This window comes from Mucilaginibacter boryungensis, assembly GCF_015221995.1.
Lineage (GTDB): Bacteria > Bacteroidota > Bacteroidia > Sphingobacteriales > Sphingobacteriaceae > Mucilaginibacter > Mucilaginibacter boryungensis.
This window is the reverse complement of the sequence record NZ_JADFFM010000002.1, coordinates 460,956-475,578: the sequence shown is the minus strand read 5'-3', so window position 1 is coordinate 475,578 and position 14,623 is coordinate 460,956. Positions and strand designations below refer to the sequence as shown.

The following is a 14,623-nucleotide window of genomic DNA, read 5'->3' as shown; positions in this document are numbered from 1 at the left end:
GCTGCCGCTCGCAATGACAAAGATATACAATCAAAAAGCCCCGCCGGAAAAATCCGGCGGGGCTTTCAATTTATATACTTGATGAAATTATTTTACTTCTTCGAAGTCAACATCAGTTACGCTGTCGGCGCCGCCCTCTGGCTTGGCACCTGCTTGCTGACCGGCACCTGCATCAGGGCCTGGTTGACCGGCTTCTGCCGATGCTTTGTACATATCTTCAGAAGCAGCCTGCCATGAAGCATTTAGTTCTGTTTGTGCAGCATCAATATCAGCCAGGTTTTTGGCAGCATAAGCATCCTTCAGTTTTTTCAAACCCTCTTCAATAGGTGCTTTTTTGTCAGCAGGGATTTTATCGCCGTACTCTTTCAACTGTTTTTCAGTGCTGAAGATCAGGGCATCGGCTGAGTTCAGTTTTTCAACTTCCTCTTTAGCTATCCTGTCGGCTTCGGCATTTGCTTCAGCTTCATCTTTCATCTTCTTGATCTCGGCCTCAGTTAAACCTGAAGAAGCTTCGATACGGATCTTCTGCTCTTTACCGGTCGCTTTATCTTTAGCAGATACATGCAATATACCGTTAGCGTCAATATCGAAGGTTACTTCAATTTGAGGAACACCGCGCGGTGCTGGTGGTATACCATCCAGGTGGAAACGGCCTATGGTACGGTTTGCCGAAGCCATTGGGCGCTCGCCCTGTAAAATGTGTATCTCTACAGATGGCTGACTGTCTGAAGCGGTAGAGAATACTTCCGATTTTTTTGTTGGGATAGTAGTGTTAGCTTCAATCAGTTTGGTCATTACACCACCCATGGTTTCAATACCTAACGAAAGCGGGGTAACGTCTAACAATAATACGTCTTTAACCTCGCCGGTTAATACACCACCTTGTATAGCTGCACCAATAGCAACTACCTCATCAGGGTTAACACCTTTTGATGGGGCTTTACCAAAGAATTTCTGTACAGCATCCTGTATAGCAGGGATACGGGTTGAACCACCTACCAGGATGATCTCGTCGATATCAGATACGCTGTAACCTGCATTTTTCAAAGCAGTTTTACAAGGCTCGATAGTGCGTTTGATCAGGCTATCGGCCAGTTGCTCAAATTTTGCACGGGTTAATGATTTAACCAAGTGCTTAGGCATACCATCAACAGCCGTAACATATGGCAGGTTAATTTCGCTTTGGGTAGTGCTTGATAATTCTATTTTAGCTTTCTCAGCAGCTTCTTTTAAACGTTGTAAGCCCATTGGGTCTTTACGCAAGTCAATGCCTTCTTCGTTTTTAAATTCGTCTGCCAGCCAGTCAATAATTACCTGGTCAAAGTCGTCACCGCCAAGGTGGGTATCACCATCGGTTGATTTTACTTCGAAGATACCATCACCCAGTTCCAGTACAGAAACGTCATGTGTACCACCACCGCAGTCAAACACCACAATTTTCATATCCTTGTGTGCTTTGTCCAGGCCATAGGCAAGGGCAGCAGCGGTAGGCTCGTTAATAATACGTTTAACGGTTAAGCCAGCAATTTCACCGGCTTCTTTGGTAGCCTGGCGTTGCGCGTCGTTAAAGTAAGCGGGTACGGTAATAACCGCCTCCGTAACTTCCTGACCTAAGAAATCCTCGGCAGTTTTCTTCATTTTCTGAAGTATCATAGCCGAAATTTCCTGTGGCGTATATTTACGGTCGCCTATCTCTACACGTGGGGTGTTGTTATCACCTTTAACCACTTTGTAAGGTACGCGATCAGCTTCTTTAGTAACCTCGTTAAACTGGTTACCCATAAAGCGTTTAATTGATGAAACGGTTTTGGTTGGATTAGTGATGGCCTGGCGTTTAGCAGGGTCGCCTACTTTACGCTCGCCATTATCCACAAACGCCACTACAGATGGTGTAGTACGTTTACCCTCGCTGTTAGCAATAACTACGGGTTCGTTACCTTCCATTACTGCCACACAGGAGTTTGTTGTTCCTAAGTCGATTCCAATGATTTTAGACATATATGATTGATTTTTTCCTTTACTTATAAATTACTTAACACAGCTATATTAACAATGGCTGTGCCAATGTGATTATGGCAGTTTTTCAAGTCGAAAGTCAAAAGGTAAAAGTCAAAAAACGTATTAAATCGTCATAGGATGTGACGGAACGGTGACAGGTTGGCAGAGATTGATTTAATTCAACGCTAAAAATCAAGACTAAATAATTATTGATCTTATTCAGCTTTTTAAGGATAGTAAATTGGTGAGATTAAGTAGCAATAGGTATAATTTGATTAAAACGGTTGAAATTATACTAACACAATTCCGCTTTCAAAATTACGTTGTTAAATTTGTGTCTGCTGTTAGGTTATAGCGGCATAATTTTCCATATTTACCACATGTTCAAAAGCATCAGTAATAAATACCTGCGGTATTTCACCATATTCATATATTTTGTTATCCTGTTTTTCTGTGCCATCGAACTTAATTTCCTTTGGCTGTTTGGTTATACTCCTGATATGCAGGATATTAGAAACCCCGTTATCTCCGTTGCCAGTGAGGTTTATTATTCAGATGGCACCCTGATAGGTAAGTATTATCACGAGAACCGTTCGCCGGTTGAATACAATAAAATATCGCCCAACCTGGTACACGCATTAGTCGCTACAGAGGATGTGCGTTTTTACAAACATGGCGGGGTCGATTTCTATGGCTTTTTTACCAGTATGGTTTCTACCGCTAAAGGCGATAAGCGTGGCGGCAGTACCATTACACAGCAATTGGGCAAAAACCTGTTCAGCACCCGTAAAAGGAAATCGCAGGGGCTCATCAGGCATATCCCGGTACTGCGTACCGTAGTGTATAAGATAAAGGAATGGCTGACGGCGTACAAAATTGAACACGTTTATAATAAGCAGCAAATACTGACCATGTATTTTAATACGGTACCGTTTGGCAATAATTCGTTCGGTATCAAAACAGCATCGCTAAAATATTTCAATAAAACCCCCGATGTGCTGAACCCCGCTGAAGCAGCAACACTAATAGGCATGCTGAAGGCAACATCAACCTATAACCCTATTAATAATCCCGATAAGTCGTTGCAGCGCCGTAACATCGTGCTGGGACAAATGGAGAAATATGGTTACCTGAAAAAACAGGAATATGATGCCAATGTGGCTAAACCGCTGGGCCTCGACCTGAGTTTTGTAGATAATGAATCGACCGGCGATAGTTACCTGCGCCAGGCAGTAGAGAAATGGCTGAAAAAATGGTGCAAGGATAATGATTACGACCTGTACGAGGATGGCCTGAAGATATATACTACCATAGATAGCCGCCTGCAAAAATATGCCGAGGAAGCCGTAGCCGAGAAAATGAAAATGCTGCAAAGGCGTTTTTATGGCATCTGGGGTAACAAAAACCCATGGAGGGATAGTAAGGGTGTGGAGATTAAAGACTTTCTGCTGAAAGCTGAGCAACGTTTACCGGTTTATGCCGTACTTAATAAAAAGTACAACGGCGATACGGTGCAGATAAATAAATACTTCGAAGCTAAAAAGAAGATGCGGGTTTTTACCTGGCACGGCGAGCGCGATACCGTGCTAAGCAGTGTAGATTCTATAAAATATTATACCAAATTGCTGAACACGGGTATGATGACCATGGAACCATCAACCGGAAAAATAAAAGTTTGGATAGGGGGGATAGACTATAAATATTTTAAGTACGATCACGTCAATCAGGCTAAACGCCAGGCTGGTAGTACATTCAAGCCGTTTGCTTATCTCACCGCGCTGGATAACGGTTACACCCCCTGCGATAAGTTTACCGATAAGCCCGTATCGATCAGTTATACCTATGATGGTAAACAAGAAACCTGGTCGCCCAACAATGCCGATTTTAAGTTCAGTTATATGGATATGTCGCTGCGCTGGGCTATGGGTAAATCGGTAAACAGTATTACTGCACAGGTAACAGAAAAAGTTGGCTGGGATAAAATTGTGGATTATGCGCATAAAGTAGGTATCGAAAGCCCGCTGAAAGCTATACCGTCGGTTTCACTGGGATCAAATGATGTTTCAGTTTACGAAATGGTACGGGCCTATAGCACCTTCCTGAACAAGGGCCAAAAGGTAGACCCGCTGCTGGTAACGAAAATTACCGACCAGCAGGGCAATGTGGTAGGCGAGTGGACATTAAAACAAGAGCAGGTGATCAGCCCGGAAGTAGCATGGTTGATGCTGTACATGTTCCGCGGCGGGATGGAGGAACCAGGTGGTACATCGCAAGCCCTGTGGGAATATAATGGGCTTTGGAAAAAAGATAACCAGATAGGCGGCAAAACCGGTACATCAAGCGATTACGTAGATGGTTGGTATATGGGCATTACTAAGGACCTGGTGACAGGCATATGGGTGGGGGCAGATGACAGGAGCGTGCACTTTAATTCCAGCGAAAGTGGGGAAGGTTCGCACACGGCATTGCCAATATTCGGCGCCTTTATGGAAAAGGTTTATGCCGATCCAAAATCGGGTTATACCTATGGGCCGTTCCCTAAACCCTTTGTTAAGATCACTAAAGAGTATAATTGCCCATCGCCGCGTATGGCCAGGGACAGTGGTGAGGTAGACAGCAGTTGGGCGCCGGTAGATACATCGGCTGTACCTACGCAACAACCACAGCCAATTGAACCGGAAAAGACGGAACAAAAACCACCGCGGTAAGCAATACCAGGCAGGCGTAGCATTTTGCTGGCTGTTAGCGTAATAACCGATAGTACCGGGATAGTTTACGTGACGTTATAGATGGCATATATAAATACGAGCCTCTTTTTTAAGTGGCGCAATAAGTTTAAATTTATACGTTAAAATAGCTCAATACCCTTTATATGGATAATAATTACTACCTATTGAGAAAGGCAAAAAAATATATCGCGATAAGCATTTGTTTATTGGCGGGTTTGTTTGTTAGCCAGTCGGCCAGCGCGCAATATTTCGGACAAAACAAGGTGCGCTATAAAAAACTGGATTTTAAAGTGTACAAAACCCCGCACTTCGAGATCTATTACTACATGAAGAACGATAGCCTGCTAAAGCGTTTTGCGCAGGAAAGCGAGCTATGGTATACACTGCACCAGCAAATATTCCGGGATACCTTCCGGAAGGCTAACCCAATTATCCTTTACGCTAACCATCCCGATTTTCAACAAACTACCGCTATTGATGGCGAAATTGATGTAGGTACCGGCGGTATAACCGAAGGCCTGAAAAACCGTGTGGTGATGCCGATAATGGAAACCAACCAAACTACCCGCCACGTAATAGGGCACGAATTGGTGCACGCTTTCCAATACCATTTGCTATTGGGTAACGATACCACCAATACGGATAACATCAACAATATCCCGCTGTGGATGATTGAGGGTATGGCCGAATACCTGTCCATTGGTAAAAAGGATGCTTATACAGCTATGTGGATGCGCGATGCTTATCAAACCAAAGATATCCCATCGGTAAAGGATTTAACAGAGACAAATAAATACTTTCCATATCGTTATGGCGAGGCGTTCTGGTCGTTCCTGGGGTCTACTTACGGTGATACTATTATAGTGCCGTTCTTTAAAAATACAGCCCGTTTTGGCCTGGAATACGGTATCCGCAGGACATTTGGATATGATGAGAAAACGCTGTCGGCCTTATGGAAAAATGCGATAGTAAGTGCTTATAAGCCTTATGTAAAAGATACCGTGAATACCCCGGTGGGTAAGAAACTGATAGATTATAAAACCGGCGGCGATTATACAGTGGCCCCATCGGTTAGTCCTGATGGTAATTACGTCACGTTCCTTTCCAGTAAGGAATTGTTTACGATAGACCTCTTCCTGGCCGATGCGCATACAGGGCGGATAATAACGAAACTCACCAGCAAGGTTAGCAATACGCATATTGATGAGTTTAACTTTATAGAATCGGCAGGTACATGGTCGCCCGATGGTAAGAAGTTTGCCTTCAGTATTTTTAGCAAGGGCCGTAACAAAATGCTGGTGGTAGAGATACCGAGCGGCAAGGTGATCGATGAAATTTCTATGGGTAAAGCCGAGCAGTTCAGTAACCTGTCGTGGAGCCCTGATGGCGACCATATCGTATTTCAGGGTTTATCTGAAGGCCAGGGCGACTTATATATGTACAGCTTTAAAGATAAAAAGGTTACCCAGCTAACCAACGATAAATACTCAGATTACCAGCCAAGTTTTTCAAGGGATGGTAAAAAGATCATCTTTAGCAGCGACCGCAAAACTTACGATCAGAACACCACCTCGCAGGCCATATCCTTTAACCTGGCCGAACTGGATATAGCTACCGGTAAAGTAACTGATATCAATGTATTTAACGGTGCCAATAACCTTAACCCGGTCTATTCGTCGGATGGCAAGCAGGTTTATTTCCTGAGTAACCGCGATGGTTTCCGCAACCTGTACCGTTATACCCTGGCCGATGGTAAGGTTGAGCAAATGACTAACCTGTTTACGGGTATCAGCGGTATCACCGAGTTCTCGCCCGCGCTGAGCATTTCTGCCAATAACGATGTATTGTACTCTTATTATAAAGCACAGAAATATACCTTCTACAATGCTAAGGAGAGTGATTTTAAACCGGTAGTTGTGCAACCGCAGGAAACCAATTATGATGCTGCTATGCTGCCGCCATTTAAAGCAGTGGGTGTAGATTTGCTGAACGCTAACCTGAACAATTATTTATCCTATCCGCGTATCCCTGCCGATTCTATCCGCCAGATAAAATACCGTCCGCAATTTAAGCTGGATTACTTGGCCAGCAGCGGTGTTGGTGTAGGCGTAAGTAACTATGGTACAGGTTTGGCCAGCGGTATCCAGGGTGTGTTCAGCGATATTTTGGGGCGTAACCAAATTTATGCCGGCGCCGCTGTAAATGGCGAGGTTTATGATTTTGGCGGTCAGCTTACTTACATTAACCAGCAAAGCCGCTGGAATTTTGGTACCAGCATATCGCATATTCCGTATCAATACGCTACTTATAATATAGTGCCTACTACTTATACCTATAATAATCAAAGTATCCCCGCCTACGAGGAAAGGTACGATATTATAAGGATATTCCAGGACCAGGTAGGGGCGTTTATAGCCTATCCTTTTTCTAAAGTTAACCGTATTGAATTTGGTGCCGGCGCGGCTTATTATTCATACCGCGTAGATCGATACAGCACCTATTATGATGCTAACGGCTATACCATCGATTTTCAAAAACACCACATTTCCCGTGCCGATTACGAATCCGACCCTGCCAATGGAGGCGTTAGCCTGCAACCCTTCACCGTGTTTAACTTTAATACCGCTTTTGTAGGCGATAACTCGTATTTCGGTATCGCAGCACCATTAAATGGTTTCAGGTACCGTATAGGCGGCGAATACAACTTTGGTACTTATACTTATTTTGCCCCAACTATAGATCTGAATAAATACTGGCGCGTTAAGCCGGTAACATTTGCAGCCAGGCTATATGGCTATGGCCGTTTTGGGTCGGCAAATAACTTGTACCCGTTATACCTGGGTTACCCTTTCCTTATCCGTGGTTACGAATCGCAAACGTTTTATAGTAATAATAACAAAACCCCAACTAACGGCTTCACTATCGATCAGCTATCGGGCAGCCGTATAGCAGTAAGCAGTTTTGAGGTTAGGCTGCCGTTTACCGGCCCGGAGAAACTGGCGGCTATTAAGTCAAAATTCCTGTTTTCAGATCTGAACCTGTTTTTTGATGCAGGTTTAGCCTGGAATGCCGGTAACCAGATAAAATTTCAAACTAGTCCCGATCTGATCGGGTATCAAACCCGGTTAGATGCCAGCAATAACGTAGTTACCGATCCGGTAACCAACCAACCAATTAAAGACCCGGTTTACAATCCTAACCAACGTGTACCGGCCTTAAGCGCTGGTGTATCCTTAAGGGTAAATGTATTTGGCTACTTTATATTAGAACCTTACCTGGCCTGGCCAATTAACCGTACTGATGTGAGCAAGCCGGTATTTGGCTTGGGCTTTACACCGGGCTGGTAAGCAGCAATATTTTAAACAACATAAAAAAAGGAAGCAATTTATACTGCTTCCTTTTTTTAGTTTTGCACCCTGTTTGTTTTGGCAGGCAAATTGATAACTGTTTTTTCTAATCGTATATAAATGAAAAGGACCTGGTTAATTGTGATGTTGAATTTAGTAGTAGCCATAGCCATGGCACAAAAACCCGATAGCGTTGCACTGAAATTGCAGAAGAATAAAGGCGTTAAGAGCGCGACTGTGAATGGTTATATCATGCTATCCAGCCAAAATATTATTCAAAACTTTACCAATGCTAAAAATTACAGCGTTTTGCTTAACGCGATAAAGGCAGCGGGACTAACCGAGACATTTGAAAGCAAAGGCCCTATTACTATTTTTGCCCCAACTAATTCAGCATTTTCCAAAATGCCCGCAGGCGCGCTGGATACCTTATTGCTGCCAGCCCATAAATACGATTTGAGCAGCCTGGTTACTTACCATGCCATTGCAGGTAAAGTAAGTGCAAAAGATATATCGCGCAACATAAAGGAGCATAAAGGTGCGGCTACCTATATTACGTTGGCCGGCAGCAAATTAACAGCTACTTTTGATGCATATGGCAATATTATATTAACTGATGAAACCGGCGGAAGGTGCGTGATCAGTCAGTTTGATGTGGAACAAAGTAATGGTATGCTGCATGTGGTTGATAGTGTAATTGTTCCTAAAATAAAGGTGATATAAAATAGCTGTCAGCTTCAGGGATCGCTTTTAAACTCTCCTCCGTTTTTGACGCTACAGCCTTTTTACTTTGTCTAAACCGTCCCATAAATGGGACGGCAATGAAATGCTTACCTTATTTTTTATTGCCGTTGGCTTCAGCCAACGGGATACGCTCGGATAATAAGATGGCTTTAGCCTCAAATTTATACGATGCTGCTTTAAAAACGATTTCCTGCTATCAGCTTTCTTTATATTATAATTCCAATAAATCCGTTAAACAGTAGTAGGTACAGCTTATTAATAAATAGTTGTAAGGCATTGATCTTTATTGCGACTTATTAATAACAATGGGTGTCCGAACAGGAAACTATTGTGTTTAATTAAACGTATTTATAGATATGAAAAAGTTAATGCTATCGTTTACAGTTTTTTGCGCTATCGCAATCATCAGCTGCCAAAATACAATCGGCCAGGTTAAACCTGATCCTAAAAGGCCAAAATCGAAACCTGCGGCCGAATGGAAAAAAATATTAAGCCCGAACACTTACGAGATTATGGTGAACAGCGATACGGAATATCCGTTTAAAAACGCTTATTATGATAATCATCAAAAAGGGGTGTATGTAAGCGCGGCTACTGGCGACGTGCTATTTAAATCGGAAGATAAGTATGATAGTGGCACCGGTTGGCCAAGCTTTGTAAAGCCCGCTGCCCCTAATATGGTAGAAATACGCACCGACCCCGATGGCTCGCGTAGCGAGGTAATCGAAAAAAGCACCGGCTTGCACCTTGGTCATGTGTTTGACGATGGCCCGGCCAATAGGGGTGGCAAGCGCTATTGCATGAATAGCGGCGCACTGAAATTTATTAAAAAGTAAGGCTTTTACGGGCTGATGTTACGGCGGGGCGCATAGCCGCTCTGCTGTACATCTCCTGTTCTATTTTTAAACCTTTGGTCAGGTCCATCCAGTCAGAATTGGCAGAACGGATCATCTTCTCTTTTTGCGCGCGGGTAAAGGTACTTACATATTTAAAACGGTCCATTGCCTGTTCCTCGCTGTTTATCTCTTCAAAATAAACCAGCCGGGTTAAATGTTTCGAACTATCAAAAAACAGGGTAGGCATTTCGCTGTAAAACTCTAAGGTTTTTAGCAGATCGGTACATAGGCCAACATGTAAATTATTACGGTTTCTGTCTGTGATGATATAAATAAAGCTCTTCATTTTAAAAAAATTTTGCTGGTTCGGAATTTATTACTAATTTTATGAGCATAAAAATACTAATAAATTTAGTAAATCCAAATTTTATGTCAATTATTTCACAAAATATTAAGTTCCTACGCAAGAAAAAAGGTTTAACCCAGCAGGCTTTCGCCGATGAGGTTGGTATAAAACGTTCGTTAGTAGGTGCTTACGAAGAAGATCGTGCCGATCCTAAATATGGCCTACTAAAAAAATTAGCTTTATATTTTGATGTAAGTTTAGACGACTTTATTAATGAAACCATTGATGCTAATTGGGCACCAAAACCTAAAGGCGATCCTAACAATCTTCGCATCCTTAGTATTACTGTAGATAAAGAGGATAACGAGAATATTGAAATGGTACCGGTAAAAGCCAGTGCGGGTTATTTAAATGGCTATGCCGACCCGCAATATGTGGCGCAATTACCCAAATTTTATTTGCCCATGTTTAAGCAGGGTACCTACCGCGCGTTCGAGATAAGCGGCGACTCCATGCTGCCATTACAATCGGGTAGTATTATTATAGGCGAGTATCTGGAGCGCTGGAGTGATATTAAACCGGGTGACACCTATGTTGTAGTATCAAAAAGCGAAGGGGTAGTATATAAACGCATCGGAAATAAATTTAAGGATAGTAAGAAACTAAAGCTGGTATCGGATAACCCGGTGTACGATCCGTATGAAGTTAGCGGCGAAGACGTTCTGGAGATATGGAAGGCCAAAGGATACTTTAGTACCCACCTGCCCGAACCTGCCCCCGAGCCCACCATGGAAAGCCTGACAGGCATGATGGCGCAAATGCAACGGTCAATTGCCGACCTTCAAAAAAACAGCAACAATTAAGTTACATGGCTGATATTAAACTATTACCATATATCTTTATCTAAACTTAAAAACTGGAAAATAATGAAAAAATTAATGTTAGTATGTTGCTTCGTTATCGGCGCAACAGTAGCAACCTTCGCCCAAGGCGGTGGTATGCGCAGAAGCCCTGAAGAGCAGGCAAAAGCTTTACAAACTCAGTTAAAGTTAACTGACGATCAAACAGCTAAAATTACTGCAATTTATGCAACGCAAGCAGCTAAAAGAGACAGCATGATGAAAGCTGGCGCAGACAGGTCGGCAATGCGTCCCTTAATGCAAGCTTCAAATGAAAAAATTCAGGCAATACTTACAGACGAGCAAAAAGATGCTTACAAAAAAATGATGGCTGAAAGAATGAGCCGTATGGGCGGCCAGGGCGGCGGCGGTGGCACACCTCCTCCTCCACCATCAAAATAAATTTTTTGAGATAAAGGATTTTAAAGAAAGCGGCTTTTGGGCCGCTTTCTTTATTTTAGCATAAATTATTCTACTTTGAGCAGCGCGGATCAGTTCATACAAAACAAACTACAGGAGAGGCAGGCAGCAGGCAACTATCGTCAGCTGCGCCCTGAAGCTGGCTTAATTGATTTTTGCAGTAACGATTATCTTGGCTTTGCGCACTCAGCAATATTAAAAGCTAACATTAACGCCGAAATAGGGGCGCAAGCACACGTTTTGAATGGGGCTGCCGGTTCGCGGTTACTGGCTGGCAATACTTATTATGCTGAAGCATTGGAGGCAGAAGTTGCAAGCATTCACGGTTATCCTGCCGGACTGATCTACAACTCGGGATACGATGCCAACCTGGGCCTGTTATCAGCATTACCGCAACGGGGCGATACTATTATTACCGACGAATTAGCGCACGCTTCAATTATTGATGGTGCACGGTTAAGTTACGCCAACCGCTATAAGTTTAAACATAACGATCTTAATAGCCTTACCGAATTACTAAAATTAGCTAAAGGGACAGTTTATGTAGCTATAGAAAGCATTTATTCGATGGATGGTGATGCTGCGCCCCTGGCAGAGATTTGCGCTATCGTACAAAAATATAACGCCAACTTAATTGTCGATGAGGCACACGCCACCGGCGTATTTGGCTTGGGGCTGGTGCATCAGCTTAATTTACAAAAGCAGGTTTTTGCCCAGGTAGTAACATTTGGCAAGGCTTTAGGCTGCCATGGCGCCGCGATTTTGGGCAACGGCCTGCTGCGCAATTACCTCATTAATTTTAGCCGTTCGTTTATTTATACCACGGCCGCGCCAATGCATAATTTGGCGGCTATTAAAATGGCTTATCAACTGCAGGAGCGGTCGGGTGCCGAACAGTTATTACTGCAACAAAACATCCGGTATTTTAAAGACATCTTTCAAAACCCCAGTTTTGAATTGATAGCCAGCGATAGTGCCATACAATGTATCCTTTTAAAAAGTAATGCTAAGGCCAAAGCCTTAGCGGGTTTATTGCAAACTAATGGGTATGACGTGAGGCCTATTTTAAGTCCCACAGTGGCCGCGGGCAGCGAGCGGTTACGCATATGCATCCACAGCTATAATACCGGACAAGAGATTGCAGGAATGCTGAATTTGATCAATAATTTCACCACATGAACCAACCTATATTTATAACAGGCATAGGTACTGATATTGGTAAAACTATCGTATCGGCCATTATGGTAGAAAAACTACAGGCCGACTATTGGAAACCTGTTCAGTCGGGCGATTTGGAGAACAGTGATACCATTAAAGTTAAACGATTAGTATCCAACCCCAAATCGGTTTTTCACCCCGAGGCGTACCGTTTAACAGAACCATATTCACCACATAAGTCGGCCGCGCTGGATGGTATTGAGATAGATATTGATAAAATTACCCTGCCTGAAACCAATAATCAGCTAATTATAGAAGGCGCAGGCGGGTTAATGGTGCCGTTAAACAGTACACACTATATTATAGACCTGATCAAACACCTGAATGCCGAGGTTATATTAGTATCCCGCCATTACCTGGGTAGTATTAATCATACGCTGTTATCGATTGATGCATTAAATGGCCGGGGTATACCGGTAAAGGCCATAGTAGTAAACGGGAATACCGATGAATATTCAGAGCAGGCTATCCGTACATATACAAAAAATGTTGTGCCCATTTATCATGTGCCCAGCATACTTGAAATTAATAAGGGAAGTATACTTAAAGTAGCAGGTAATTTATAAAGCATTGTAATATTATCGATTAAATCAAGAGAAAGATTTGAATTAATCGAACCTTTACTACAAAAAAAGCGCCCCGTAATGAGGCGCTTTTCTTTTTGTATCTGATCAAAAATTAATAACCAGGATTTTGCACCAGATTAGGATTTTTGTCTGTATCGTACTTTGGTATTGGTAATATAACATAGTTAGAACCATAAGGTTGCGCAAGCACAACTCCATGTGCTGGAATGCCACGACCTGTTCGTAAGTAATCAAATTCACCTTGGCCTTCAAATGCTAGCTCAATACGCCTTTCTGTTAAAATAGCGTTGATCAAATCCGTTTTAGTAACAGCAACAACAGGTGTAGCCTGAGATCTTGTCCTAACTTGGTTTAACAGGCTAAGAGCGGTAATATCAACGGTTGCAGAAAGGTTAGCCAAAGCTTCTGCTTTGATCAATAAAACCTCCGAATATCTTAACACAGGTACCCAATCGGCTGTTCCGACGTATTTACCGGTCCAATATGAACCACCTTGTAAAAATATCATATTTTTAAAACGGAGATCTTTAGTTTGGTCCATTAAGGCAACATATTCATTGCTAACCTGTATATCTCCACGCTTAGCAGGGTTATAATGTTGACCTAAAGCATTGTTGGTATTAGGGTTATCAGCACCATTCATTGCCACAGAAAAGATACTTTCTTTAGTAGTATATGTACGGAATGGGGTCAACGGATCTGGATTTAAAGTATATCCGCCTGCTATTACCTTATCAGCGTAAGAATTCGCATTTGAGTACTTATTTTCATATAAATAAGTACGGGCCAACAGCGCCTGTGCAGCCCCTTTGGTTGCCCTTGCCACATTTGAGAAATTAGGATCGTTATACGTTACTGGTAATTTTGCTTCAGCATCTAACAAATCTTTTTCTATCTGTGCATATACAGCGGCAACAGTTGCCCGGGGAAGTTGGTTTGTTGCATCAAAAGGAGAGTCGGAACTTGTTAACACAAGTGGGACACCTGCGTGTGTTGCGCCTGCGCTAAAGCTATAAGGTTGTGCAAATAGGTTTACCAAATAAAAGTAATTCAAAGCACGTATAAATTCAGCTTCGCCGGTATATTGGTTTATTTTAGCAGCATCAACACCGGCGGCACCCGCTAAGTTTTTCAAGAAAAGATTTGCTTCACCAATTGTCCGGTAAGCTCCTGCCCACGCTCCGGCAGTAAAACCTTCACTTGCTGTTACAGAATTAAATAATGGCAGCGGACTAAAATAGCTTGGAGGGTTAACGTCTGTACCTCTTACATCTACATATATGAGTGCGCGCCCGCCAAACCAGTTTGCGTTTTGTAGCTGATCATACATACCCACAGCGGCTTTCTCTACACGATCAGGGCTTGAAAAAGCAGAAGAAGGTGATAAACTGGTATATGGTTCCTGGAACAGTTGCTTGCGGCAAGATGTCCCAGCTACAGCAATAATAATCGATGAGATAAGTATGGCTGATTTATATTTAATTATATTTTTCATGTCT

General features: G+C 42.8%; 11 protein-coding genes. 8 read left to right on the top strand and 3 right to left on the bottom strand.

Features of this window, described 5'->3' with window-relative positions; all coding sequences use genetic code 11:
- Positions 1-87: 87 nt before the first annotated feature.
- Positions 88-1,998 (bottom strand): molecular chaperone DnaK, encoded by a 1,911-nt coding sequence (dnaK, locus tag IRJ18_RS14895; protein WP_194107114.1) that lies wholly within the window; start codon positions 1,996-1,998, stop codon positions 88-90.
- Positions 1,999-2,378: 380 nt separating this feature from the next.
- On the opposite strand from dnaK, the gene IRJ18_RS14890 reads away from it, so the two are divergent.
- The 4 genes from IRJ18_RS14890 (at position 2,379) to msrB (ending at position 9,654) form a co-directional block, all read left to right on the top strand.
- Positions 2,379-4,706, top strand: coding sequence for a penicillin-binding protein 1A (locus IRJ18_RS14890; RefSeq protein ID WP_194107113.1), 2,328 nt, complete (start codon positions 2,379-2,381; stop codon positions 4,704-4,706).
- A gap of 164 nt (positions 4,707-4,870) precedes the next feature.
- Positions 4,871-8,074 carry a DPP IV N-terminal domain-containing protein gene (locus IRJ18_RS14885; protein ID WP_194107112.1) on the top strand — a complete coding sequence of 1,068 codons (3,204 nt, stop codon included), beginning with the start codon at positions 4,871-4,873 and terminating at the stop codon, positions 8,072-8,074.
- 120 nt (positions 8,075-8,194) lie between these two features.
- Complete coding sequence (locus tag IRJ18_RS14880; RefSeq protein ID WP_194107111.1) at positions 8,195-8,797, top strand: fasciclin domain-containing protein; 603 nt, start codon at positions 8,195-8,197, stop codon at positions 8,795-8,797.
- Positions 8,798-9,174: 377 nt separating this feature from the next.
- Positions 9,175-9,654, top strand: coding sequence for a peptide-methionine (R)-S-oxide reductase MsrB (gene msrB / locus IRJ18_RS14875; RefSeq protein ID WP_194107110.1), 480 nt, complete (start codon positions 9,175-9,177; stop codon positions 9,652-9,654).
- On the opposite strand, the gene IRJ18_RS14870 is transcribed toward msrB, so the two are convergent.
- A complete protein-coding gene (locus IRJ18_RS14870) occupies positions 9,644-10,000 on the bottom strand; it encodes a GIY-YIG nuclease family protein (protein ID WP_194107109.1) in 357 nt (118 codons plus the stop codon). The two genes, msrB and IRJ18_RS14870, sit on opposite strands and share 11 nt — an antisense overlap.
- Positions 10,001-10,083: 83 nt before the next feature.
- Between IRJ18_RS14870 and IRJ18_RS14865 the strand changes: the two genes are divergently transcribed.
- From IRJ18_RS14865 to bioD, 4 genes are all read left to right on the top strand, one after another.
- Positions 10,084-10,863: an XRE family transcriptional regulator gene (locus tag IRJ18_RS14865; RefSeq protein WP_194107108.1), complete on the top strand. Its 780-nt coding sequence runs from the start codon at positions 10,084-10,086 to the stop codon at positions 10,861-10,863.
- Positions 10,864-10,926: 63 nt separating this feature from the next.
- Positions 10,927-11,301, top strand: a complete 375-nt coding sequence (locus IRJ18_RS14860) for a Spy/CpxP family protein refolding chaperone (protein WP_194107107.1) — start codon at positions 10,927-10,929, stop codon at positions 11,299-11,301.
- A 75-nt stretch (positions 11,302-11,376) separates the two neighbouring features.
- Positions 11,377-12,498 (top strand): aminotransferase class I/II-fold pyridoxal phosphate-dependent enzyme, encoded by a 1,122-nt coding sequence (locus tag IRJ18_RS14855; RefSeq protein WP_194107106.1) that lies wholly within the window; start codon positions 11,377-11,379, stop codon positions 12,496-12,498.
- Positions 12,495-13,103: a dethiobiotin synthase gene (gene bioD / locus IRJ18_RS14850; RefSeq protein WP_194107105.1), complete on the top strand. Its 609-nt coding sequence runs from the start codon at positions 12,495-12,497 to the stop codon at positions 13,101-13,103. The genes IRJ18_RS14855 and bioD overlap by 4 nt, the downstream gene beginning before the upstream one ends.
- Positions 13,104-13,215: 112 nt before the next feature.
- On the opposite strand, the gene IRJ18_RS14845 is transcribed toward bioD, so the two are convergent.
- Positions 13,216-14,619 (bottom strand): RagB/SusD family nutrient uptake outer membrane protein, encoded by a 1,404-nt coding sequence (locus IRJ18_RS14845; protein WP_194107104.1) that lies wholly within the window; start codon positions 14,617-14,619, stop codon positions 13,216-13,218.
- Positions 14,620-14,623: the final 4 nt, after the last annotated feature.